We start from the raw sequence: 24,986 nt of genomic DNA, 5'->3' as shown, positions 1-24,986 counted from the left end.
TGAAATAATACTCAAATTACGGTACACTTCAGCAACACGAACAGTGAGAAACAATGTTAAACAGTACGCTACAACTGGCACGCCAACCGATTTTGAATCTCTCCGAAGAGATCATCGGTTACGAATTTTTTTACCGTAACGCTTACGGCGAATGCGTCATCGACGACCCTCGCCACGCTACGGCATCGGTCCTTGTCAATCTCCTCAACCAGATCGGTTCGGAAGGAGCGTTCGGGGATGTTCTTGCGTTTGTCAACACCGACGGTCCCCTTTTGCTGACCGATATCCTCCGCACCCTTCCCAAAGAAAAATTCGTTTTCGAACTCTCCGCCTCCACCAAGATCAACGCCCGCGTTCATGAAGCTATCCGTTATTATTTCTCCCTCGGGTATCGGTTCGCACTCGATAACGCGTCGTTCCATTCCCATTACCTCGAAACCTTCTCCCCCATTTTCCCGTTCGTCGAATTCGCCAAATTCGACGTCACCCAAACCGACATCGAACAGTTCCGCTTTGCCCCCAACCCGTACGGGAAAATGAAATGGATCGCGCAGAAAGTCGAATTTTACGAGATCGTCGAAGCGTACAAAGCATTCGGTTTTCAGTATTTTCAGGGATTTTATTTCGCCAAAGCCCACCTGATCACCCAAAAACGGATCGATCCGCAATACTCGGAGGTGATGTCGCTGTTTTCGCTGCTCCAAAAAGATGCTTCGCTCGATGAAATCCACCATTTTTTCAAACAGGAGGGGAGCCTCTCGCTTCAGCTGATACAGTTTTTGCGTTCGGTCCATCCCCACTATCTCGAGGGGACGGCGTCGCTGCGCGAAATGCTTGAAAAGCTCGGGAAAATGGATCTGATGCAGTGGCTGATGCTCATCATCTATTCCAAATCGGGGACGAAATCGGTCGACGAACGCAATCCCTACACCGTTTTTGCCCAGAAGCGGATCGATACGATGGTGTCACTGCTCCACAAACTCTCCTCCGACCCGGAAGAAAAAATGATTGAGAGAACCCGCCTTATCGCGATGTTCTCGTTGCTCGAGGGGCTGATGAACGTGCCGATCCAAAGGATCGTCGAAGAACTCAAACCCGATCAGGAGATTGAAGACGCTCTCATCACCCATACGGGGATGCTCGGGCGTATTTACGCGGCGGCGCTGAAACTCGAGAAAGGGGATGTCAACGGAGCGTCGATCCTGCTGCACCCCTACAGCGTATAGCGCTTCAACTCATCGCGTCCATCGCTTCGAGCAACTCTTCCATTTTACGGTCGACGTTGCCCACATATTGTGTCAAATCCATCATTTCGCCCATGTTTTTGTTCAGCACTTCGCTGTTGTCGCTGATCGACTGAATCAGGATGTTGATCGTCGCCGCGCTTTCGGCGAGGCTCTTCTGGGTCCGCTCGGCCAGTTTACGCACTTCGTCGGCGACAACCGCGAATCCGCGTCCGTGCTCTCCCGCACGGGCTGCTTCGATGGCGGCGTTGAGCGCAAGCAGGTTGGTCTGATCGGCGATGTCTCCGATCGTGACGAGAATCTCTTTCGTTTCACGGACATTCCCGGTAAGGGCCTGAAGATTGTCGGCGAGCTCATGCTCTTTCCCCGCGACGTTTTGGATCCGCTCGACGGTGGTGTTGATCATCCCGTTGAGTTCGAGGAATTTCGTCGAACGGAGCTCCTCGATCGTCCGGCGGAGGTGGAGCGTGTTGTTGTTCAGCACCTCTTTGGCTTCGTTGTTTTGGTCTTCCATCCGCTGCAAAGCGCTTCCAAGCTCATTGATTTTGGCGAGCATCTGCCCCATTTTACCCTCTACGCCGATCTCGGCACGGGTATCGAATTTCCCTTCGCCGAGGGCTTCCAGGACACGGATCGCCTTGTCGATGTTTTTTTCGGTCTGGTCGAGCATGTTGTTCATCGTCATCCGAAGCAGGTGGACGTGCGGGGTTTTCGTATCGCTGTCAACCCGGCAGCGGTAATGCCCCTGGCTTACCTTGTCGGCCAGCAACACCATCTCTCCGGCCACCTGCGTGTCGGCCAGCAACATCTCTTCATGCGCTTTTGCCAGGGCACTCAGTTTGGCTTCGATCGATCCGGCAGCGCCATCGATCGGTTTGATCCGGTTACGTTTGTAGTACATGAGGTCCATGAACTGATCGAGGTATCCGTCGATTTTACCGTTCTTCGAAGAGGGTTGCAAAAGCATACCTGCCGCTATCAAAACGGTCAGGACAGAACTCCCCGCCATCATTCCCATGCTCCCGCTCATCATCCCGATCGCGGTTCCGCCGATACCTACTACTGCCAAAAGGGCAATTTTTGCCGTGCTGTTCATTTAAGCCTCCTGCCGCATCGTCTGATACAAACTTTCGGCCTCGGCAATCTCTTCGCGCGAAGGTTTGCGGCGGCACGACATGAAACCGCATTTTCCCTCTTCGCAGGCAATATTGGGAAATACGGTCGCATAGACCCAGTAATACCCCCCGTCTTTGGTGCGGTTTTTAACATACCCAGTCCAGATTTTCCCTTTCTGGACCGTATCCCACAGGTCTTTGAACGCGGCTTTGGGCATATCGGGATGGCGTATGATATTGTGGGGTTGACCGATCAGCTCGTCTAGCGTGTACCCGGCTATTTTGCAGAAATCTTCGTTGGCGAACAGGATCCGCCCTTTTTCATCCGTTTGCGACACCAGAAAATCGGTGTCGCTCAACACGTACTCTTTGCTCATTCCATACCTTTTACGTATTTTTTACACTCTTCAGGTATGGTAATGCAACTGACGCACCAACTGACTAAAACAGCGTCAATTACTCTGCCTTATAATTCAGCTTTCCTTTCAGTTGTGTATATCCGTAACACGTTTTTATCACATCAGGCCGTTAAGCATCAGATAACGGTACATCGGCTGTAGCATGTAAAGGTCGAAAACCCACCAGATCCAGCGCGGCTTGGCAGGGTCTAACGGAAATGAAGGGGCAAGTCCGTCATAATTGAATTCCGCCATGATGATCTCGCCGTAGGAGACTTTGAGCGGACACACAGTATAGCCGTCGAATTTATCGGCGGGCTCTTTCCCTTCCATCACGCCAACCAAGTTTTTAACAACGATTGGGGCCTGATGGCGTGCGGTCCCCCCCGTTTTCCCGATCGGGATACCGCATACGTCCCCGATCCCGAAAACGTTTTTGTAGCGGCGGTGCTGAAGTGTCTCACGGTCCACCTCGAGCCACCCCTGGGCATTCCCCTTCTGCCATCCGAGCATCGAATCGGCGACCGCGTCGACCGCCGCCGTGGGAGGAGAGATGTGGATAAAATCGTATTCGATCGCCACTTCCTCTTCTTTGTCGATCATTTCGTACTCTTCATACTCTTTGTCGTATTCCCCCTGTACCTGGTATTTGTGCAGGAAGGTCGCCACTTTTTTCTCCGGGTCGATGCGGATCAGTTCGTGAGAGAATTTGTTCGTGATGTTACCGTAGCGTTTCTGGACGCTGGCAAGCGATGCTTCGATCTCTTCGATACTGAACAGTTTTTCTCCCGCGCTGGCAAAAATAAACTCAGCATCGAGCTTATCCCTCTTCAGGTAATCATCACACAGATACAGCATTTTCTGGGGAGCTCCGCCGCATTTGATGGGAGTAGAGGGCTGGGTGAAAATGACCCGGGGTTTGGAGGTTTTCGCCGCTTCGCGCACCGCATTGAACCAGTCGCGGGTAATCGTTCCCCCCTCGGCGGTCCCTTTGGCGAGGTCGCTGAGATAGACGCTTGAAATCCCGTGCTGACCGATGAGGCCGGTGTTAAGCCCTTCAATCTTTTCGTAAAGGTACTGCATCCCCGTCGCGACGACGAGATAGTCGTATTCCACCTCTTTGCCACCCTTGGTGAGGAGCTTGTTCGCATCGGGGTCGAAAGTTGCGACTTCATCGCGGATCCACGTCACATCCTCGCCGATGTAGCCGGTGTTGTCAAAAATGATATCCTCGGGTTCGTACTCCCCTGCCGCAACGAATACCTGTCCGGGCTGGTAGACGTGTTTGTCATTCGGAGCGATAACGGTAATATCGGGATTGGCCAGAGCGCGGCGCAGGCGGGAAAGAACCATCAAAGCCCCCGATCCGCCCCCGACGATCACAATACGCCCTTTTGCCGCGGAAGCCGAAGCATGCGCTTCAGTGGAAGCCGATGAAGCCAACACTCCCGCCGCTACAGGCGAAAGCGCCATCAATTTCAATACGTCCCGTCGCGAGAGTTCCTGATTTTCTTTGATTTTTTTCCACAAGTCTTCGTGCTGCATCGGCGTTGTCCTTTGATAGTGTTATGTTTAAACATTATGGAACCAAAGAGATTAAAAGTTCTTAAAAGTGAATGAACTTTCAGTGAAGATGTTCCCCTTTTTATTCCATCTCCAAACTCATCAAAAACATCTCTTCACCGTCGATCACCCGGACCTCCAGACTCTCGCATACGGGACATTTGTAATAGATCTCCTCGAGCGTCGTCTGCGTTCCGCACCCGCTGCATTCGATCACCAGAGGCTGGACGTTCATCACGAACTCGGCCCCGTCACATACCGTCTTTTCCTTGAACGTATTGAACGCGATTTCGAGCAGATGGGGTTCGACACCGCTCATCCTGCCGATCTTGACGACGATCTTCGTCACCGACTCGGCTTCGTTCTCACGGGCAATATCCTCACACTGGGTCAACAGCGCCTGCACTATCGAATATTCATGCATTAACAGATCCTCGGCAACAGCTCACCGCTGGGGGTTTCCAGAAACCGTGAGGTCCCCCACGGGCTTTTGAGGATAACGCGCTGAGGATACTTTTGACTCACTTCGCCTACCTGTGACGCCATCGCACAGACGACAAAACCCTTCAGAATGTCGATGGCCCGCTGCGCATCGCCGCGTTTCACCGCCAGCACAAACGTCCCCTCGTTCGCCAGCGACGTCGCTTCGAATCCGAGCATCTCGCAGATCCCTTGTACCTCATCGCTTACGGGGATATTGGCTTCTTCCACTTCGATGCAGACGTTAGATTGTCTGGCCCACTCATTCAGCACCGCCGCAACCCCTCCGCGCGTTGCGTCGCGCATCGCGGTGATCCGTATCCCCGCATCGATGAGGGCTTTCACCTGCGGGTAGAGGGAGTTGCAGTCGCTTTTGAGCGTAGAGCTCATCTCGATCCCCTCGCGTGCGGCAAAAATCGTCGCTCCGTGGCATCCGATGTCGCGGTTGATAAGGATCACGTCCTCTTCGGTGATGGCGTTCGAGCTGATCCCCTCCTGGACGATCTCACCCAGCCCCGTGGTGTTGATGAAGATCTTGTCCACACTCCCTTTCGGGACGACTTTCGTATCGCCGCTGACGACCACCGCCCCGTTGATTTCGAGTTCGCGCCGCATGCTCTCGACGATCCGCTCCAGACTCGCTACGTCAAAACCTTCCTCGATGATAACCGCGCAGGTGAGGTATCTGGGCGCGGCACCCATCATGGCCAGATCGTTGCAGGTTCCGCAGATCGCAAGCTTGCCGATGTCCGCCCCCGCAAAAAACAGCGGGCTCACCGTGAAACTGTCAGTCGTCATCGCCAGATTCCCGATCACCGCCGCGTCTTCGCTCCGCTCCAGTATCTCGTTTTTAAACGCTTTGTAAAACACCTTTTTGATCAGGTCGTTATTCTCTTCGCCGCCGTTGCCTTGGGCTAACGTAATCGTTTTTGTCATACCGGATTCCCATATTTGTAATACGCCGCGCACGCCCCTTCGGAGCTGACCATACAGCTCCCGACCGGGCTACTCGGTTTGCACGCGGTACCGAAGATGGAGCACTCAGGCGGGGTTGCTTTGCCTTTTAGGATGTCACCGCAGATGCAGAGTTTGTGGTCGTTGATCTCTTCTTTGGGCAGAACCGCATCGTAGATTTTCTCGGCGTTGTAGCAGTCGTACTGGGCTCTCAGCCCCATACCGCTCTGGGGGATGTCGCCCAGTCCGCGCCAGCGGAAGTCCACTTTCTGAAAATATTTATCCACCATCGCCTGCGCTTTGAGGTTCCCCTCACGGGTCACGGCACGTTTGTACTCCACCTCCAGCTCGCAACGCCCTTCAATGAACTGCTTGACGATCATGCTGATCGATTGCATCACGTCCACCGGCTCGAATCCGCTCACCACGACCGGTTTGCCCCAGTCGCGGGGGAACTCTTCGTAAATCTTGCTCCCGCTGATGACGCTGACGTGCGAGGGACCCAAAAACGCATCGATGATGCACGCCTCATCGCCGATGAGCGCGCGCATCGGTTCGGGGACCGCGACGTGGTTGAGATGCAGCAGGATGTTTGGGATATCCTCTTTGATCACCGTCTCCAAAAGCGCGGCAGTCATCGGGGTGGTCGTCTCGAACCCGATGGCGAAAAAGATCACCGTTTTGTCTGGGTTTTCCCGCGCAATCTTCAGACAATCCAGCGGCGAATAGACGAACCGGACATCCGCCCCCTTGCTCCGCGCGTCCTGTAAACTCCCGTTGCTGCCGGGAACCTTGATCATGTCGCCCAGCGTTACCAGGATGACGTTGTCTTGCATGCTCAGGACATAGGCATGGTCAATCCGTTCTTTGGGCATGATGCACACGGGGCATCCCGGACCGTGGACGAAACGGATGTTCTGGGGCAACAGCTGCAGAATGCCGTATTTCATGATCGTGTGGGTATGCCCGCCGCACACCTCCATGATGTTGATCGGAGATTTCAGACGACGCGCATCCTCGGAAATGATCGCGGCATATGCTTTGATCGTGTCGGCGTTACGGAAATCGTCGTAGAGGTTTTTGAGTTCCAGAGCCATCTCAGGCTCCGCCGTTAGGGCAATTGTCACTCTCTGCTATTGCGGCGCGCCTTTCGGATTCGTCCATTTTTTCCAGAATCTCCCGATACACTTTGAGCGATTCGAGGGCGTCTTCTTCGTCGATCTTGTTCATGATAAATCCGATGTGCAGCAACACATAGTCTCCCACGTTTACCGATCCTTCTTCCATCAGATCCAGCCCGGCGCTGCGCTGCACTCCCATCGTATCGACAATGGCGGTATTGGTCTCACTATCAATTTTGACCACTTTCGAGGGGATGGAGAGGCACATAATTAATTTCTCATCTTTCGTTTGAATTCGATCCACTCGATGACTTTCATGATAGAAGCTTCGTCGTTGATATTGACTTCCAAAATGTCGACGGAGGGTTTGATCTTTCGCGCTTGGGCTTTTTCACGCTCAATGTCGTAGTTGAAATAGGGCAACAGATCGGTTTTGGTAATGAGGATGAGATCGGCCGTGCGGAACATGACGGGGTATTTGGCGATCTTGTCTTCCCCCTCTGGGATAGAGACGAGGACGATGTTGAGATGCGACCCTACGTCGTAGCTGGCCGGACACACGAGGTTACCGACGTTTTCGATAAAACAGACATCGAGCGGTGCGAGAGGCAGATCATGCAGACCTTTGTGCACCATAAACGCGTCCAGATGGCACGCGCTCCCGGTCTGGATCTGCACGGCCGGTATCCCCACCGCTTTGAGCCGGTCCGCATCGCGGCTCGTCTCCAGATCCCCCTCGATCACCCCGTATTTGAACGGTGCGAGGGACGCCATTTTTTCCAGCAGCGTCGTTTTCCCGCTGCCGGGTGAGCTCATGAGGTTGATCGCCAAAACGCCGTGCTCGTTGAAATGTTCGCGGTTATGGCGGGCTTCGGTATCGTTTTTGTCTAAAATCTTCGTAATAACCGAAATGGTTTTGGGGTCATTGAGCTGCGGATTGTGGTGAAGTGTCTCGTGCGCCGCCTGATGGGCTTGAGAGTGATGATCGTGGCCGTCATGATGATGATCGCCGTGTGTATGAGTATATTCGTTGCCGAACTCGTCAACATGGGTATGGGGGTGATGATCGGTAATCGAACAGCCGCAGTCTTTGCACATAATCTCTATTCCTCTATCTCAATATTTTTCAGGCCAAAAGCATATTCCCGCCGACGATCACGGAAGCGGCTCCCACCGCGGCGAACGCACGGCGGACGTTTCGGATATTGGTGAGAATATCCTTGTTGATCCACCATATTACCCAACCAAAGGCAACAAAGACAACCATCACCCCTGCGATAAAAGCGAGGATCATCATCGCATTAACACTTTGGCCTTCGATCATCCCCAGCGTCACCAGCATTCCGCGTACGCCGCCGATCCCCATCAGCATCCCGATCCCCAGTGCGGAAGCCCCGCCGCTGGCGGTATCGTGGGCGTGTTCATCCCCGAACCAGATATGGGTATGACGTTTTCCGTCATGTACGTGCGATTTGAGGTGAATTTTGTTACGGGTGACCATGTAGAGCAGATAGACCCCGATCGATACGATGACGCTCGAAGCGATGACGTCGCCGTAAGCGGTGATGTTTTCGGGGATTGAAACCTTTTCGAGCACCTTGGCAAAGGCGAACAGCATCACCCCGTGCCCGATCGCAAACGCACCGACGGTCATAAACGTCCTGCGGGCATTTTTCCCGATCGAGAAATCGGCAATGGCGGTTAGATGGTCGGGACCGAAGGCGTGGAGAATCCCGTACCAGAAAATGACCAGCAACCCTACTTCCATAATCCTGCCGCCTTTATTTATGAATCATTATTCAGGTATTATATTTTTTTAGTATGAAAGTAATCTAAAAAAGGGAAGTTCTTATATGGTTTCAGGACCGAGAGATGCTACAATAGTCGGTATGGAACCGACGGTACAATGCATTTTTTGCGGGGGAAGGCTCTATCATCTGGCCGAGGGGATGGTCAAATGCCCATCGTGCCGCAAAAAATACAGCCCTGCCAAACTGCACACCGACATGGCGGTCATCGACGCGTTTTGCGCGGGTTCAAACGCATCCGCGGCGGCGCGCGCGCTGAACCTTAATTACGTCACCGTCAAAAAACGCTACGACCGGCTCCGAGCCCTCATTACCGAACATCTCGAACTGCTCTACCAAAACCGTTCCGAAGCGATCGGGGAATACGAAGAGTATATCTACCTCGAGGCGGCCAAGCGCCACGACGAGCGCCATATTTTCGATGCCCACAATTTCATTACCTTCGATTACGGCGGATGGGTCTACACCCTGATGATGCCCTCCCTTCACCGCTATAAACAGCAGTTTCTCGACGACAATCTGCACGACGTCTATTATCGGGAGTTCACCAAGTTCCTCCGCATCAACCGGATCGCAAAACTCCAGAAACGAAACAATGCAATCACCCGTTTCTGGGGATTTTTCGAATCATTCATCCTCGAATACCGTGGAGTGGAGTCCGAACACTTCGTCTATTATCTCAAAGAGGCCGAATTCAAATTCAACTACCCCTCTTCCGAACAGCCGCACGTCCTCAAACAGTTATGGCTGGAGGCAAAGCCCTAAAGGTTGTGAACCCCCCACCATGCCTGTCCCAGAGCAATCGAACCGTCATTGGGCGGGGTACGCTGCTGGGCATAAAACCGTTTCCCCTCAAAACGGCGATACAGACGACGCATCAGGGCACGGTTTTGGAATACCCCTCCCCCTACGGCAACAGGGAGTTCGGGATAACGCGACGCGAAGGTTTCGATGATCGACACCACGGTCGCAATAAACCGCCCCGCGATCGTACGACGGGCTTCCTCTGAGGGGAGGAGCGCGATGATTTGTTCCACCATCGGCAAGACATCGACACATCCCCCCTCCTCGATCGAAAACGCAAACGGTTCATCCTCGCGCTCGCAGGCATAGCCCTCCATCACGAGTCCCCCCTGCCCTTCGTAATCGAGGCTCTGGACGAATCCCCCCAGCGAAGCGACCGCATCGAAAAGCCGCCCCATCGAGCTCGATCGCGGAGCGTTGAGATTTTTGCTCCACATATGGTGCAGCTGCCGGATTTCATGGGGCAAAAATGCCTCGGTCGTGGGGATTTGCATCGAGAGCACTTCTTCGAGCGAATAGCGCTCGAACAGCAAAGCCAGGGCGATGCGGCGCGGCTCTTTGACCGCTTTATCCCCGCCCAGAAGGGCGAAAGGTTTGATAAAACCGATTCTCTCATACCCGTGGACGTCGGCAATCAGCACCTCTCCGCCCCACATCGTACCGTTATCCCCATAGCCCGTCCCGTCAAACGAAAAGCCGATCACCCTCTCATCCAGTGCGTGTTCGGCCATGCAGGCGAGTATGTGGGCATAATGGTGCTGTACCGCCGCAACTTTTTTGGTCCGCTCCAAAGCGTATCGGGTCGATGCGTAGCCCGGGTGGGGATCATGCAGGATCGTCTGAGGGTCGCAACCGTAAAACCGTTCCAGCGTATGGATGTTGCGTTCGAAATACTCCTCGGCTTCGAGGCTCCCGAGGTCCCCGATGTGGCCTCCAAGGATAAGACTGCGGCCGATTCCAAGCCCGACCGCACTTTTTTGATGCGCGCCGACGGCCAAAAGAGGTTTGTCCAGCGCACCCCCCAGCGGAAACGTCAGCGGGGCGTATCCCCGCCCCATCCGAAGCATCAGCGTATGACCTTCCGCAACCTGTACGACGGCGTCATCGAGCGCGTTGACGATGCTTCGGTCATGATCGAGGATCGCATCGACAACGTCACCCAGCCGTTGAATCACCTCTTCGGCACGGGTCAGGATAGGTTCGTCGCTGAGATTGGCGCTCGTCGCCACCAGCGGAAAATCGACCTTTTCCAAAAGGATGCGGTGCAGCGGAGTGTAGGGCAAGAACACGCCGATCCGTCCGATTCCCGGCGCCACGGAAGGGGCCAGCGACGATGCGGGATCGGCATCCACCAGCACGATCGGCTTGACGTTTCCCCCGATCAGCGCCGCTTCGTCATCATCGATGCGGGCGTGGGAACGAAGCTGCTCCATAGAAGCGAACATCACCGCCAATGGTTTGGCCCGGCGTCGTTTGCGGCGGCGCAAATCCGAAACCGCCGTTTCGGACGTGGCATCGCACATCAGGTGAAATCCCCCGAGCCCTTTGAGCGCGATCGTTTTCCCTTCTTTAAGCTGTCTTGCGGCACCTTCGATCGGATCTTCGTCGATTTCGCCGCCCGCAGCATCAAGAAGTCTCAGTTTCGGTCCGCATTCGGGGCAACTGATCGGTTCGGCATGGAAACGGCGCGATGCGGGATCGGTGTATTCGGCGCGGCACGCATCGCACATCTCGAAATGTTTCATCGACGTGCGGACACGGTCATAGGGAGGTATCTGCATGATCGTGTAGCGCGGTCCGCAGTCGGTGCAGTTGATGAAAGGATAACCGTAACGCCGGTCGGAAGGGTCGCGCATCTCACGTTCGCATGCGCCGCACAGCGCACTCTCCAGAGGGATCGCCGCGCTCCCCTCCCCTACCCGGCTTTCACGGATTTCAAAAGTCCGGTAGCCGATTTCGGCCGCCTCGGAACTCTCCAGTACATCGATCCGTGCAAGGGGGGGAAGATCGTGCCGCAAAGCCGAAAGAAACGCTTCGAGGGCTCTTCCCTCCGCATCGATCAAAACCCCTTCGGGGGTATTGGTCACGTATCCGCGTATCCCGTGGCGTTTGGCGATACGGTATACAAACGGACGGAAGCCGACCCCCTGCACGATCCCGCGGAGCGTTATGAGCAGACGTTTAGAGATAAATCCCTCCGACGACTCCATTTTCCCTCCCTATCGGAAAACTCCGCGATAATACCGGCGGTGTATTTTTGAGGTTCCGTACCACCCGGCTGTAGAGACTTTGATTGGCGAACCCGCTGCCGCACAACACCACATGTTCCGCTTTGGAACGGTTTTTAAGTTCGGTAAGTATATCACTGAAATAGTCTCCCAGCGACTCGAAAATCGAATAACACAGCAACGGGGTAGGCACATCGGCGAGGCGGTAGCTGATGATGCTGGCCAGAAATGCGACCGAGTCGAAGCGGTTGTCGCGCAGTTTCGTATCGATCTGAAGCCCCCCTTTGCCCACAAATCGAAGGGCTTCTTTCGCAAGAGCGTTCATCGCGGGGTTTTCAAGACCCACAATCATCGCGGCCGCTTCGAACAAAGAGCACGAAGAACTTTCAATCGTCTCGAGCACGCCGTACAACTGGACGTGCTGCGAACGGAGATTGCCGATCAGCCGGTCGGACCCTTCCCGCAACGATCCGATCCGCCCGATCAGTCCCGCAGAGACAAAAGGTTCGGCGGGGATAATCCGGGTGATGTGTTCTCCTTTGGTATACAAAAAAGTGATCGTCTCGTCGAAGTAGGCGCATACGGCGCTGTTTTTACGCAAACCGTTTTCCGCCAGCACCGCCATAAACGAGGCGGTATCCTGATCGAAACGGTGAATGTTCCCGTGCGAAAATCCCAGTTGCTCCCCTTCGAGCGCGTTGACTTTCGACGTCGCCGTCCCCCCCAGATGTTCGGGACGGTCGATCAGCATCTTCTCTCCGACCCTCACGGCCGCCAAAGAATGGGCGAAACTGGCCACATCGAGTGCCGGAACCACGAAAGCCGGAAAACTTCCCCTCTCCCCCTGTGCGACGAAACGGACATCTTTGTTGAGGAAAAGGCGCATCGGAGACTGGGTGTTGATCGCGATATCGTAATCGATCACCGCATCGACCGGGGTGTGTTCGTCGGTGCTCACGGCTGCCGCATCGATCCCCTGTTCGATCAGTTCACGTCCCAGCAGGAGGGTAAACCCGTCGTCACAGTACTGTGCATCGGCCGTATCGCCCATAACTGATTTGAGACGTTCGTCTTTGAGGGCGACGTGCAACACGGGGCGTTCGATCGAGAGGAGTGCGTTGAACTCTTCGTCGATCAGCGAGAAAAGCGTCGAAAGTTTCGAGGCGTTGAATACCATCAGGGCGGTTCCCCCGCCCGCATCGGAAGGGGCGAATACACGTATTCCCGTCGTCGTTTTGATCCGGATTTTTTTTCCTGCCGCGATCAACGCGGCCGCGCGTTCAAAAAGCGTTTTGTACTCGGCCGACGATCGCGCCAGGAAAAGCTCATCCCCTTCACGCATCGAGACGCCGACGCCGCACTCGGGACATCCGATCTGCGGATACCCTTCGCGAAACGGGTCTGCGGAAAACTCGTGCGCACACGCGGGGCAGGGAGGAATCGCCCTGAGGGCCGTGTTCTCACGGACATAGGGGTAAGCGTCGAAAAACGCGTATTGTCCCCCGCAGTGGTTGCACGAGGTGAAGGGATAATAATAGCGGCGCGAAGAGGGGTCAAGCATCTCGCCCGTGCAGCGGGGACATACGCCTAGTCCCAGGGGGAGGCGCTCAAGAAACTCCGGGAGCCTCGTCACCGGAGTCTCGTCGAAACGGTGCGAGCTTCCACGCATGAAGACCGATGCGGGGAGCAGCGAGCCCATCGCGTCGAACGCCTCCTGCAACCTCGGATGGTCCTGATTGATGGCGCAGGTGATCAGCCCGTTTTCATGCTCGATCGAGGCTTCAACCCCGTGCATCCGGAAAATCGACACCAGCGTGTTGGCAATCGTTTTTTGATGGGTATCGCACCCTATTTCGAAAATGAACGCCACGGGGATTCCTTAGGGTTGAAGGGGATGGAACGATGCCATCGTGGGGTTTGCGTAGAGATCGATGATCTGGGCAAGCGGTTTTGGGTTCTCTTTGGGAATGACCTCGACCCCGGCCTTTTTCAGTTCACTCAGCGTCGTTTCGATCATCGTCTCGAAGCGGCCGTGCAATGTAAGGGTGAGATCGATCTCCACGCTTTCGATATCTTCGGGGATGATCCCCACGACGCTGACGTCGGCCATTTTATCCAGCAGCGAACAGATTTCGAGCATCTCGACCACTTCGACCTCGTGGGCGGTCTGGCGGTAGCTTCCCAGTCCCATCAGCGCTTCGGCGGGGAGATGATAGACCGATCCGGGTGCATCGTCGATGGAAACCGTATCGAGGATCAGTACTTTGTCGTAAGACTGATAATACGTCATCAGCTTGAACCCGAGGGTCCCCCCGTCGATAATGTCGATAGCGGGTTCGAAACGGTAATTCTCATCCAGGTACCGTCCCGCATAGACCCCGACCCCTTCGTCTTTAAAGAGGATGTTGCCGATACCGACCACGACGACGCTTTTCATGAATACCCTTTGTGTTTGTCTCGGCTAAAACCGCCGTTGCGGCCTCAACCGAGGTGCCCGAAGGCACCCGCTGTCGAATGGCGAAGGGTATTTTACTCCGCTTCCGAACTTTTTTTGAATTTGGAACCGCCAAAGGCGATGGCGATATCCCCTTCCTGCCAGAAAATAGTCCGCCAGATCTGATAATAGATATGGAACATCACCCACGCGACGATCCACCACATGGTCAAATGGTGCACGTAACGCACCCCCATGTTCCCGCCGAACACCCACAGCGTCCAGTCGGTCGTGAGGTGGAGCATCCACGGCCACCACGCCCCGATACTGCTCTCGCCCGAAGCCAGGCCGTGAACGTACATCTGCAATCCGGTCAGTAGCATCAGGATCAGCATCAGATGCATGATCGTAAAATAGACGACGTTAAAACTGTCGCTATGGCTGGAATCGAAATTTTTACGGCGGTTGAGGGTGAGAAGATTGATCAGCACCTCTTTGAATTCCGTCATATTCTGCGCATTGGGAACCAGCTTTTTGTACGGCTTTTCAAACCGGCTGAAAAAGTAAAGGTACGCCACCGCCACCGACGTGACGTCAAGCAAAATCGCCCCGATGAAATGGATCCAGCGATTCCACGCCATCACGTATTTGTCCACCGCCGGATCGGCGATGAAACTCTGGTAATAAGGATGGGCGATGTAGAGCCCCGTGATCACCGCCGCGACGATGGAAATCACGTTGACCCAGTGGATGATCCGCATGGCGGGGGTCATCCGTTTGATTTTTTCGTATCCGGGTTTCATGTTATCCCCCTAGATGGCGCAAACGCTGTCGACTTTATAGACGCCGAGCTCTCTGCCTTTGGTATCGACAAGGTGAACCGCACACGCGATACACGGGTCGAAACTGTGGATGGTCCGCAAAATTTCCAGCGGCTGTTCGGGATCGGCGACTTTCGTACCGATCAGGCTCGATTCGTACGCTCCCATCCGTCCTTTGTAGTCGCGGGGACCCGCATTCCACGTCGAAGGGACGATCGCCTGGTAATTGGCGACTTTGCCCTCTTCAATCCGGACCCAGTGCCCCAGCGCACCCCGCGGGGCTTCGGCCATACCGTACCCTTTGGCGCTTTTGCTGACGGCATTGAAATCAAATTCCGTCCACGTGCTCAGATCGCCTGCGGCGACGTTTGCGGCCAGCTCGTCGGTCCATTCGACCATGACGTCGGCCATCAGTTCGGTCTCGATCGCGCGTGCTGCGGTCCGCCCGACGGTCGAGAACAGAACCGATATCGGAAGTTTTCCGCGTGTGAGGAAGTTGGTGACATACTTGGTGATCCGCTCGTCCTTGGCGGCGACACCGACGACCATACGGGCCAGCGGCCCTACTTCCATACGGGTATCGTCGTAGATCGGCGACTTGATCCAGCTGTATTTTTTCTCGGTATCCAGGTAGGCGATTCCCCCCTCTTTTTTGCCGAACCCCGTGTAATATGGGATCGTTTGCCCGTCGTAGGGGTGGAGCGGTTTGGCCCCTTCGTACCAGGAGTGGGTGACGTCCTCGGCGATTTTACCCTGATCGAGGGGAATCACTTTGGAGATGTCCCCGCCCACGACAATACCGCTTGGGAAGAGGAGCGCCGATTTGTAAAATTCGGTGTCATCAAGACGGAAATCGCCGTAGCTGAGATAGTTCTTAAGCCCGCCGCCGGTCCCGTCAAGCGCCTCGTCGGCGTACATCGTCCCGGCCATATAGACGTCGGGAAGATACGCGCGTTTGATGAAATCGCGGAATTTGAGAAGCAGGTTTTTGAACAGCGCGATCCGAGCGGGGTTTTGAATATCCTGCACACAGGTCACGCCGCCGACGACGATGCTTTGCGGATGCGGGTTTTTACCCCCGAAAATCGCCTGCATTTTAGCGGCATCACGCTGCAGGTCGAGCGCTTCGAGGTAGTGTGAAACCGCGACAAGGTTCTGCTCGGGGGTCAGTTTGTAATGCTTGTTCCCCCAGTACCCTTTGGCAAACGGCCCGAGGCGGCCTTGTTTGACGAATTTCGTCAATCTCTCCTGTACTGCTTTATAGGCCGATTCGCTGTCTCCCCATGCCGCGACACCCGCCACCGAAGCCCATTTTTGCGCTTCGGAGACCGCTTTGGCCGGATCGGCTTCGAGCGCTTTGGTGATATCGACCCAGTCGAGCGCATGAAGGTGATAGAAATGGACGACGTGGTCGTGGACGTAAAGCGCGCCCTGAATCAGGTTCCGCACCAGACGGGCGTTTTTGGGAATGGTCACGCCGAACGCATGTTCGACCGCCTCGATGGAGCGCTGGTAATGGGTCCCCGTACAGACGCCGCAGATACGCATCGCCAGGAGTCCGCAGTCACGAGGATCGCGCCCTTTGAGGATCTCCTCGATACCCCGGAACATCGTTGACGAACTGTAGGCGTCGACGATCGTATTGTTGTCGTCGATCACCGCTTCGATACGCAGATGCCCCTCGATACGCGTGATCGGATCGATTACGATATGTTTACTCATTGTGCTTCCCCTTCATCTGATTTTTTACCCGCAACCGCACTTGCGGCGGCATGGATACCGATACCTACCGCCGTAGCGGTCAGAACGCCCAGACCGAACTGGTCGACGGTTTTTTCGACGCCTCCGGTCGGCGCTTTGATATTGGCGTCGCTCATCGGACGCTCATAGGCGTATTTATCCCAGAAATCGGGTTCGGAGCATCCGATGCATCCGCGTCCGACCCCGATCGGCCAGTTAACCCCTTCATTGTAGCGGACTATTGAGCAGTTGTTGAACGTCATCGGACCCTTGCAGCCCATTTTATAGAGACAGAAATTATTTTTCGCCCCTTCGTCCCCCCACTCTTCGACGAACTCGCCCGCATCGAAATGGGCACGTCGTTCGCAGTTGTCGTGGATCCGGTATCCGAACGCGAATTTCGGACGCAGCAGCGAATCGAGTTCAGGCACCTGCCCCGTCAGCACGAAATGCAAGATCACCCCGACCATGTTGGCTGGATTGGCCGGACAGGCGGGAATATTGATGATCGGTTTGCCTTTGAGGACATCCATGACCCCGACCGCTTCGGTGGGGTTCGGCGCCGCGGCGGGAATACCGCCGTACGTCGCACAGCTTCCGACCGCGACGACAGCCGCAGCATCGGCGGCAACCCGTAACAGGTGTTCATGAAACGTCTCGCCGCTTGCGCCGATCGTACCGTACTGCCCTTCCATCCCCATCGGAATGGCCCCTTCGACAAAGAGGAGGTATTTGCCTTTGAACGCGTGCATCGCGTCTTCGAGCTGCGCATCCGCCTGATGCCCGGCCGCTGCCATCAGCGTCTCATGGAATTCGAGTGAAATGATATCAAGCAAGATCTCGTCGATTTTCGGCCCGTCGCTTCGCAGGAGCGCTTCGGAGTTCCCGGCGCAGTCTTGGAGTTCGAGCCAGATGACCGGAACGCGGGTCATCAGTTCGGCGGCTTCGGCTACCAGCGGCGTAAACATAGGAGGGAGCATCAGCATCGCCGTCGCCGCGCTCGCCCATTTCATGAATTCGCGGCGATCGTATCCCTCGTCGCTGAGGATCTCGTGAAAATCGATCGCCTGAAGCGGCTGCGACGCTTTGAGCTCGTCAAGCCGCGCACGGCACTGCTTGAAGAGTCTGTCGTAATACGCTTCCCCTTTGTTCGTCTCCACTTTCGCGCTGTTTGCACTAAACAGCATTTTAAACGCTTCTCTACGCTCGGCCATGGTCCCCCTCCTTCTTAGTGAATGATCGTTCAGTATGATAAATCCGAATAACTTAAACCAATATTTAAAACATAAAACTGATTTAAAAAGATAAATTCTTAGTTATTTTTGGGACTAAACGGAAGAAGCGTCAGTGGGTGGTGCAGACGGAGCAGACGTCGAACGTCCGGAAAAGAAAAGAGGCTTTGTCGCGGCTCTGGGCGCCGATCATCGCTTTCTGCGCTACTCCGGGCGAATCGGCGGTGCCGTTGCCGAGGTTCCATTGCGTCGGGGTAATCATGTCGTACGAGAGGATCCTTCCCTTGTCGATACAGACGGTGTGGATCAGGCTCCCCCGCGGCGCTTCGACGATTCCCCGCCCCTCGCCGCTGATCGTCTCGATCGGAGGGGGGACGATAAACGAGGTTTCGGCGAGATCGATCCTTTCGATGAGACCGCGGATATTTTTGAGCAGCCCGACGATCTCGTCCACCCGTGCGGCGATCCGTACCGACGCGTCATCCCCGCGGGCTTCGTACACCGCACCGATCATCGGTCTGCCGGAGACGAGTGCCCTGGCCAGAGGGCCCGTCTCATAAAACGCCCCTTCGTACAGGGCATTTTTGGCATACGTTCTGCCCTCAACCACCGCCGAAGCATCTTCGCTGACGTATGAGGCATCGGCATCGCGGCAGCCGTTTCGGTCGATCGCGCTGCTGCGGCACCCGGGATACTCCCCCAAAACAAGAAACCGGCCGTGGCTGTGCCCGGCGTCCGCAAGTTCCAGCCGCTCCACGTTGTCGAGCAATTTTCCAAAATCCCCCTTCAACGCCCTCAAATCGCTATAAGAGCGAATCGCTTCGAACTCGGCAAGCGGGCATCCCAGTACCTCCGTCTCGACAAACCGTTCAAGTTCGGCGAGGAGTTTGGTTGCCTGCATCATTTCGATATGGGTCGGGTCACAGGTAACGCCGCCGGGAAGGGCATAGGAGCTGTGAGGCCACTGGCCGCTGAAGAGCGCGGCGAGGCGATTCGCCTGCGATGCGGCATTAAGCGCCTTGAGCGGCAGGGGATGCTCTTCGCGCAGCATTTTCGCGCTTTCGCCGAGCATGATGAGATAGAGCCATTTGAGATGGTTTTGCAGCAGTTCGGAAAACTTTGTGATCGTTCGGATACTCCGTGCTTTCGCACTCAGGTACACTTCGGCACCGCTGTTTCGGTAGGCCGCCTCGAGCGCCTCAACCGCCGCGATCAGATGCGAATGGCCGCAAATTCCGCATACCCGCGGAGCAATGACGAGCGCATCGAGAGGATGGCGCCCCTCCAAAATCGCCTCCATCCCCCGAAAATGCAAAAAACGGATCTGCGCATCCCGAACCCGTCCGCTGCGATCCGAACGAAAATCGATGAGCGCCTCTCCCTCGATCCGCTCGATCAGTTCATGAGTGATCATCGATCAGCCTCTCTTCGAGCCGTTTTATGTGAAACGATTTAGCCGCCCCCGCCAGCGCGAGGTAGCTTCGTTTTGGGACCCCGAGCGGCATCTCCGAGGGAATCGACATATAGGTTTTGGTACGGAACAGGTCGGTTTTGGGGAAGGTGGGTTCGGTACACCCGAAACACGGAGTCCCCGCACGGGTCTTCGAGGCGACGCCGTTCCAGAGAATCTTGTTGCAGCTGCCGTGCGTGAAGGGGCCCTGACACCCCTGCTCGTAGTACAGGCACCCCTCTTTGGTGCCGAAGCTCCGGCTGTCGACTTTCCATTCGAAATAGTCGTTGCGCAGGCATCCGTTATGGACCGTATAGGCGTAGAGTTCTTTGGGACGGCCGAGTTCGTCGAGGGCGACCTTTCTTTTGTTCAGCATCATTCCGATGACAAAACTCAGCCATTCGGGATGGGCGGGACAGCCGCCGAGGTTGATCACCTTTTCGCGCATGGCCGCCAGCGGCCCCGTCGCTTCGCTTTTGTCGTAGACGATCCCGCTGATCGATTCGGGGGAAGCTTCTTTGAAAATCCCCCCGAAGCTCGCGCAGCTCCCCAGCGCGACAATGTTTTTGGCACGCGCGGCCAGGGCCGGAAGCAGTTTTTCCATGACCGCCCCCCCTCTTTCGAAATCACCCCTGTAGGCCCCCTCGACGATCAGGAGATCCGATTTGGGAATTTTGACGACAAGTTCACGCAACGACATCTGCGAAGGGAGAATCGGATGGTACAGAAAACGGACTTTGTCCAGCAGGCTCCCCAGCAAAGGGTCATTCAGAAACGAATGGGTATTCCCGTTGCAGGTGATCCCCTGTAGCCAGACGATCTGGAATTTAGCGGGCTTTGAGGGCATTGTAGATGTTTTCGGCGATGGACGCTTCGTAGCTTTCCAGCGCGTTCGGGAGAATCCGCTCGCCGTTGAGGAACACCATCCCCCCCAGGTATCCCATAAAGAGTCCGAACGCGCTGAAAAAATCCTGGTCGCGCAGTTCGCCCGAGCGACCCCCCTCTTCAAAAAAGATCATCAGTTCCGTCACGAACGCCGATACGCAGATCATCCCCTCGCACCCTTCGCGGAATACTTCGCGGTTGGAGAGGTAGACGCGAAGAAAATATTCGATCGTCTCGGGGCGTTCCTGCGCGATTTTGAAATACATGTGGACGATCGCAACGATTTTTTCCCGCGTATCCAACGGACTTTCGTTAATCCGGCGGATCTCTTCGCCCAGCATATTGGCGATGTAGAGGATCAGTTCCTTGGCAAGCGTCTCTTTGGAGGCGAAATAATTGTAGAGGTTCCCGACGCTCATTCCGATTTTTTCGGCAATGGAAGGCATTGTCGTCTGATAGAACCCCTCTTTCGAAAAGAGTTCCAGTGCTTTGGTCATGATCGAGACTTTGCGCTCTTCTTTGCTCGGACGGGCCAATGATGTTCCTTAGGTATCGTGTTGCGCCATTATAGCGAACAACGGTTCAGAATCTTATAGTGCGACAGTTCCCGCCCTTTCGTGTCGATCACGTGCACCGCACATGCGAGGCAGGGATCGAACGAATGGACGGCCCGAAGCACCTCCAGCGGTGCGGCAGGATCGGCGAGCATGATGCCGATCAGCGCTTCTTCGTACGCCCCCCGGACGTTGCGCGCGTCTTTGGGCGAAGCGTTCCACGTCGTGGGAACCACGGCCTGGTAATTGGCGATCCTGGCGTCCTCGATCCGGACGAAATGGGAGAGAACCCCGCGCGGCACTTCAAAGATCCCCGCCCCCCTGGCTTCTTGCGGCAGTTCCTCGAAAACGTACTTTGTCCAGGTCTCTTCATCGTAGTATTTGACGTTCTCGATCAGGTCACTCATCATATCGAACAGATAGTCGCAGCAAATCTGCGCTTCGACCGCGCGCGCCGCGTTGCGGCCGACGGTGGTCGAAAAATCGCCCAATTCCAGGGCCGTTGCCTCCATGAACCGTTCCATATAAGGGCGGATCACGGGGGAGTTTTTCACATACCCCACGATCATCCGCGCGAGGGGTCCCACTTCCATCACCTCGCCGCCGTAACGGGGAGCTTTGACCCACGTGTATTTCCCTTCGCTGCGGAGGGTTCCGTCGTCGTTAAGGTCGGTGTAGAACGGCACGCTCTCCCCCTCGTAAGGGGAAAGGGGAGCATCGTTCTCATACCACGAACGCGACGCTTCTTCCGTGATCTTCGAGGGATCGAACGGTTCGACGCGGCTAAAATCGTGTCCGTAGATCACCCCGTCCTCAAAAAGAACTCCCCCTTTCCCGAAACGGTATCCGCCGCAGCACATAAAATTCCCGCGCGCGCGCCCTTCGCCTCGGGCGATCGATTCGCGATAGGCATCGACGGTCATCTTCAGGTCGGGGACGTAAGCCCTTTCGACAAAATCCCGCACCTCTTTGATAATAAAAAGAAAGTCGTTCAACCGCTGGGGGTTGAGCATATCGGCGACGCTCGTTACACCACCGACCACCAGGTTCTGCGGATGGGGCGTTTTCCCGGCGAAAATCGCGATTGCCTGCGAAATTTCCCGCTGGATCCGCAACGCCTCGAGGTAGTGGTTCATGTGGACGAGATTTTGTTCGGGGCTCAGACGATAGGCGCTGTGCCCCCAATAGCCGTTCGAAAATAGTCCCAGCCGCCCCGCTTTGACGAATCCTTCAAGTTTTTCCCGCACGCTTTCCAGATGCCCCGCCGAATTACGGTAGGGATGCGACGACCATCTGAGCGCTTCGGCGGAGGCTTTCTCGCAATCGGCGCGGAGCGCTGCGGTGATGTCGACGAAATCAAGCGAGTGGAGATGGTAGTAATGGACGATGTGATCTTGAACGAACAGCGAAAGGGTGACGAGATTGCGGACGATTTCGGCGTTCGGCGGAATCGTGATGCCGTAAGCCTCCTCGACCGCACTGATCGACGCGCGGTAATGGACGTTCGTGCACACCCCGCAGATCCGCTGGGCGATCAGCCCCGCATCGCGGGGATCACGCCCTTTGAGAATCGTCTCGATGCCGCGGAACAGCTGCCCCGAAGCCCATGCCTCGCGTACCGTGTTGTTTTCGTCGATCTCCACCTCGATCCGCAAATGCCCCTCGATGCGGGTCACGGGATCGATGACGATCTTTTTGAGGTTATTCATGTTCTTGCTCCGGTAATTTGCGGTGGTTGGCGTAACGGTCGAACGCAATTTTCCCCTGACCGCACGCGAAACAGCCGTGCCCCGCCTGCACCGGCCAGCTGGTCGCGTCGTTGAATTTGACGAGCGAACAGTTGAGATCGGCATAAGGCCCCTTGCACCCCATCTCAAAAAGACACCACCCTTTTTTCGCCCCTTCGTCTCCCCATTCTTTGACGAATTCGCCCAGTTCGTAATGGCCCCTGCGCTCGCAGTTGTCGTGTACGCGGAACCCGTACGCCCAGAGGGGGCGGTTTTTTTCATCCAGTTTCGGGAATTCGTCGAACATGATGTAGTGCAGCAGGGTTCCGACAATGTTGATGGGATTGGTCGGGCATCCGGGTAGGTTAATGACGTCGTTTCTCCCCAGCGCCTCGGCAACCCCGACGGCTCCCGTGGGATTGGGTTCGGCGGCAACAACGCCGCCGTCGTAGGCGCACGACCCCACGGCCATTACCGCTGCGGCACCCGCCGCGACGCGCCGTAGCAGGGCCAGCCCCGTCTCCCCCCTGGGGCCGATCCGCAGAAATTTCCCCTCCATCCCCAGCGGCACCGCCCCCTCGACGACGAGAATATAGCGCCCCGCATCGTTTTGTATCACCGCATCGAGCGCCGATTCGGACTGTTCCCCTGATCCCGCCATCAACAGCTCGTGATAATCGAGCGAGATGTATTTGAGGATCAGATCGTCTATCTTGGGATGGGCCGTCTTGATGAACGCTTCGGAATTGCCCGAACAATCGGCGAGCTCGAGCCAGACGATCGGGATCTTGTTGAGCTGCCGAATCCCCTGCCCCACCGTCTCTTCAAAATGGGGCGGCAGATCCATCGATGCGGTGATCATCGACACCCAGCGGTTGAATTCGCGCCCCATGTCGAACGATTCAAGCGCCTCTTCGAGATTCTCGGTACTGAGCCGGTTCTTGGGGTGAAGACGATTGTATTTTTCGATCCGCTCCCGCACCCTCGAAAGCTCGGCTTCTTTCGCCGCCGCTTCGCGCTCGGCACGCATCCGGGCCGCTTCGACAGGATCGACGGGGGTCGCGGCGATCAGTGCCATAACGTCTTTCTTGCATCGTCCGCACACGCGCCCCGCTTCGCTGTAGGGCTTAAGAGAGGCGAAATCCCCGATGCACTCTTCCTGGATCAACGCGATCAGATCCTGTTCGTAAGCCCCCGTGCAGCTGCATACGAGCTTCCCCCGTTCGCTGATCAGGCGGTTGGCGTAAAAATACGAGGCATCGGCTTTTTCCCCCCGCTCCATCATACCCTTCAGGGCCAGGGCGTCGATGTTGCTGTTGATCCCGATGAACCGCACCAGCCGTTCGCGGTTGAGGATATAGTGATCGATCCGTTCTTCGGCACGCGAAGCGATGACGATATCTTCGTTGCGTGGGTCTGCGGCAATATAATCGGTCGATGTGACGTCACTGAGAAGAAACGACCCCACTTTCAACCCGTCGATAGTGACGAATTCCCTAAATCCTTCCCCTTCACGCCCCAGGATGCTTGCGATCGCCGCATCGGCTTGAAGCGTACACTCCTTGACCCGTCCGGCGATGTAGCCGTTCCCCATTTGCGCCGCTTCTCCTACCGCATACACTGATGGGGCGGAGGTGCGCATACGCTCATCGACGAGAATTCCCCGATCACATTCGAGTGAGTCTTTGACGCACTCGATACTGGGGGCGATCCCTACCCCGAAAACAATAAACGGGTTGTCAATCGTACGTGATTTGAGTGCGACGCGGACAATTTCGCCGTTTTCGACCGTTCGCTCACATATCTCGTCTTCGAAAATAATCTCGACCCGGGGATCGGAGGATTCGTAACTGCGCTTCATCAGGGCAACCGCTTCGGGGGTCATCGCCTTGTCGTACAAATGGGTGCCGCGCGACACGAGATAGATCTTGCGCGGTCCCTCCATGGTACGAAGCGTATCGAGCAATTCCAGCCCGATCGGCCCCACGCCCATGATGATGACGTTTTTCCCGGCGATCCGCCGGGCGATACATTCGGAATCCTCGGCGCTGCGAAACGTCACCGCGTTCGAGATCCCCTGCGTATCGAAAAGAGTCCGGGGCTTCGAACCGGTCGCAATCACCAGTACGTCATACGAGATCATGGACGAAGCGGTGTAGACCCGTTTGGCAACGGTATCGATACGGGTGACTTCGGAGTTCAGCTCGACACGCGTCTTGGAGGGAAGGCTCAGCGCGATCTGCCCGATCGTCGCGCTCTGGTTCACCAGCGCGCAGAGGTGGATGCGGTCGTAGGGAGGATAAGCCTCTTTCGTGACGATCACGACGTCGTGTTCGGGGGCCTGTTCATACAGTGCGTTGGCCATATACGCCGCGACGATCCCGCCGCCCACAATCACGATGCGCATAATGACCCCTTTCATCTGTTC

22 protein-coding genes are annotated in these 24,986 nt (G+C 55.8%); 2 read left to right on the top strand and 20 right to left on the bottom strand.

Features of this window, described 5'->3' with window-relative positions; all coding sequences use genetic code 11:
* The first annotated feature begins 53 nt into the window (after nucleotides 1-53).
* A complete protein-coding gene (locus E0765_RS05025) occupies nucleotides 54-1,226 on the top strand; it encodes an EAL and HDOD domain-containing protein (protein ID WP_132812129.1) in 1,173 nt (390 codons plus the stop codon).
* A 4-nt stretch (nucleotides 1,227-1,230) separates the two neighbouring features.
* Here the strand turns inward: E0765_RS05025 and E0765_RS12800 are convergent, their stop codons facing one another.
* From E0765_RS12800 to E0765_RS04980, 9 genes are all read right to left on the bottom strand, one after another.
* A complete protein-coding gene (locus tag E0765_RS12800; protein WP_132812128.1) occupies nucleotides 1,231-2,340 on the bottom strand; it encodes a methyl-accepting chemotaxis protein in 1,110 nt (369 codons plus the stop codon).
* Entirely contained in the window at nucleotides 2,341-2,736 is a 396-nt protein-coding gene (locus tag E0765_RS05015) for a PAS domain-containing protein (RefSeq protein ID WP_132812127.1), read from the bottom strand.
* Nucleotides 2,737-2,874: 138 nt separating this feature from the next.
* Nucleotides 2,875-4,302: an NAD(P)/FAD-dependent oxidoreductase gene (locus E0765_RS05010; RefSeq protein WP_132812126.1), complete on the bottom strand. Its 1,428-nt coding sequence runs from the start codon at nucleotides 4,300-4,302 to the stop codon at nucleotides 2,875-2,877.
* A gap of 100 nt (nucleotides 4,303-4,402) precedes the next feature.
* Nucleotides 4,403-4,744, bottom strand: a complete 342-nt coding sequence (gene hypA / locus E0765_RS05005) for a hydrogenase maturation nickel metallochaperone HypA (RefSeq protein WP_132812125.1) — start codon at nucleotides 4,742-4,744, stop codon at nucleotides 4,403-4,405.
* Nucleotides 4,744-5,736 carry a hydrogenase expression/formation protein HypE gene (gene hypE, locus E0765_RS05000; RefSeq protein WP_132812124.1) on the bottom strand — a complete coding sequence of 331 codons (993 nt, stop codon included), beginning with the start codon at nucleotides 5,734-5,736 and terminating at the stop codon, nucleotides 4,744-4,746. Before hypE ends, hypA begins: the two co-directional genes overlap by 1 nt.
* Nucleotides 5,733-6,851: a hydrogenase formation protein HypD gene (hypD, locus tag E0765_RS04995; RefSeq protein ID WP_132812123.1), complete on the bottom strand. Its 1,119-nt coding sequence runs from the start codon at nucleotides 6,849-6,851 to the stop codon at nucleotides 5,733-5,735. Before hypD ends, hypE begins: the two co-directional genes overlap by 4 nt.
* 1 nt (nucleotide 6,852) lies before the next feature.
* Entirely contained in the window at nucleotides 6,853-7,143 is a 291-nt protein-coding gene (locus tag E0765_RS04990) for a HypC/HybG/HupF family hydrogenase formation chaperone (RefSeq protein ID WP_132812122.1), read from the bottom strand.
* Nucleotides 7,144-7,145: 2 nt separating this feature from the next.
* On the bottom strand, nucleotides 7,146-7,973 hold the full coding sequence (hypB, locus tag E0765_RS04985; protein ID WP_132812121.1) for a hydrogenase nickel incorporation protein HypB: 828 nt from the start codon (nucleotides 7,971-7,973) through the stop codon (nucleotides 7,146-7,148).
* A 28-nt stretch (nucleotides 7,974-8,001) separates the two neighbouring features.
* Complete coding sequence (locus tag E0765_RS04980; protein WP_188109926.1) at nucleotides 8,002-8,643, bottom strand: hypothetical protein; 642 nt, start codon at nucleotides 8,641-8,643, stop codon at nucleotides 8,002-8,004.
* A 121-nt stretch (nucleotides 8,644-8,764) separates the two neighbouring features.
* Here E0765_RS04980 and E0765_RS04975 point away from each other — a divergent pair, with 121 nt between their 5' ends.
* Complete coding sequence (locus tag E0765_RS04975) at nucleotides 8,765-9,448, top strand: transposase (protein ID WP_132812119.1); 684 nt, start codon at nucleotides 8,765-8,767, stop codon at nucleotides 9,446-9,448.
* Here the strand turns inward: E0765_RS04975 and hypF are convergent.
* The 11 genes from hypF to E0765_RS04920 all read right to left on the bottom strand — a co-directional run bounded on the left by hypF (nucleotide 9,445) and on the right by E0765_RS04920 (nucleotide 24,965).
* Nucleotides 9,445-11,697: a carbamoyltransferase HypF gene (hypF, locus tag E0765_RS04970; protein ID WP_132812118.1), complete on the bottom strand. Its 2,253-nt coding sequence runs from the start codon at nucleotides 11,695-11,697 to the stop codon at nucleotides 9,445-9,447. The genes E0765_RS04975 and hypF overlap by 4 nt on opposite strands.
* Complete coding sequence (locus E0765_RS04965; RefSeq protein WP_132812117.1) at nucleotides 11,669-13,585, bottom strand: hypothetical protein; 1,917 nt, start codon at nucleotides 13,583-13,585, stop codon at nucleotides 11,669-11,671. Before E0765_RS04965 ends, hypF begins: the two co-directional genes overlap by 29 nt.
* A gap of 9 nt (nucleotides 13,586-13,594) precedes the next feature.
* Nucleotides 13,595-14,152 (bottom strand): HyaD/HybD family hydrogenase maturation endopeptidase, encoded by a 558-nt coding sequence (locus tag E0765_RS04960; protein WP_132812116.1) that lies wholly within the window; start codon nucleotides 14,150-14,152, stop codon nucleotides 13,595-13,597.
* Between the two features lie 92 nt (nucleotides 14,153-14,244).
* Nucleotides 14,245-14,952, bottom strand: a complete 708-nt coding sequence (locus tag E0765_RS04955; RefSeq protein WP_132812115.1) for a cytochrome b/b6 domain-containing protein — start codon at nucleotides 14,950-14,952, stop codon at nucleotides 14,245-14,247.
* Nucleotides 14,953-14,961: 9 nt separating this feature from the next.
* Entirely contained in the window at nucleotides 14,962-16,692 is a 1,731-nt protein-coding gene (locus tag E0765_RS04950) for a nickel-dependent hydrogenase large subunit (RefSeq protein ID WP_132812114.1), read from the bottom strand.
* Nucleotides 16,689-17,924, bottom strand: coding sequence for a hydrogenase small subunit (locus tag E0765_RS04945; RefSeq protein WP_132812113.1), 1,236 nt, complete (start codon nucleotides 17,922-17,924; stop codon nucleotides 16,689-16,691). The genes E0765_RS04950 and E0765_RS04945 overlap by 4 nt, the downstream gene beginning before the upstream one ends.
* A gap of 130 nt (nucleotides 17,925-18,054) precedes the next feature.
* Nucleotides 18,055-19,356, bottom strand: coding sequence for a nickel-dependent hydrogenase large subunit (locus E0765_RS04940; protein ID WP_132812112.1), 1,302 nt, complete (start codon nucleotides 19,354-19,356; stop codon nucleotides 18,055-18,057).
* Nucleotides 19,343-20,239, bottom strand: a complete 897-nt coding sequence (locus E0765_RS04935; RefSeq protein ID WP_132812111.1) for a hydrogenase — start codon at nucleotides 20,237-20,239, stop codon at nucleotides 19,343-19,345. Before E0765_RS04935 ends, E0765_RS04940 begins: the two co-directional genes overlap by 14 nt.
* A complete protein-coding gene (locus tag E0765_RS04930) occupies nucleotides 20,220-20,813 on the bottom strand; it encodes a TetR/AcrR family transcriptional regulator (RefSeq protein WP_255417856.1) in 594 nt (197 codons plus the stop codon). The genes E0765_RS04935 and E0765_RS04930 overlap by 20 nt, the downstream gene beginning before the upstream one ends.
* A gap of 29 nt (nucleotides 20,814-20,842) precedes the next feature.
* Nucleotides 20,843-22,540, bottom strand: coding sequence for a nickel-dependent hydrogenase large subunit (locus tag E0765_RS04925; protein WP_132812110.1), 1,698 nt, complete (start codon nucleotides 22,538-22,540; stop codon nucleotides 20,843-20,845).
* On the bottom strand, nucleotides 22,533-24,965 hold the full coding sequence (locus E0765_RS04920) for a hydrogenase small subunit (protein ID WP_132812109.1): 2,433 nt from the start codon (nucleotides 24,963-24,965) through the stop codon (nucleotides 22,533-22,535). Before E0765_RS04920 ends, E0765_RS04925 begins: the two co-directional genes overlap by 8 nt.
* Nucleotides 24,966-24,986 lie beyond the last annotated feature (21 nt).

Origin of the sequence: Sulfuricurvum sp. IAE1 (assembly GCF_004347735.1) — a bacterium.
Classification (GTDB): domain Bacteria; phylum Campylobacterota; class Campylobacteria; order Campylobacterales; family Sulfurimonadaceae; genus Sulfuricurvum.
Note: the sequence above shows the minus strand (reverse complement) of the source record. Positions and strands in the feature narration are given on the sequence as shown.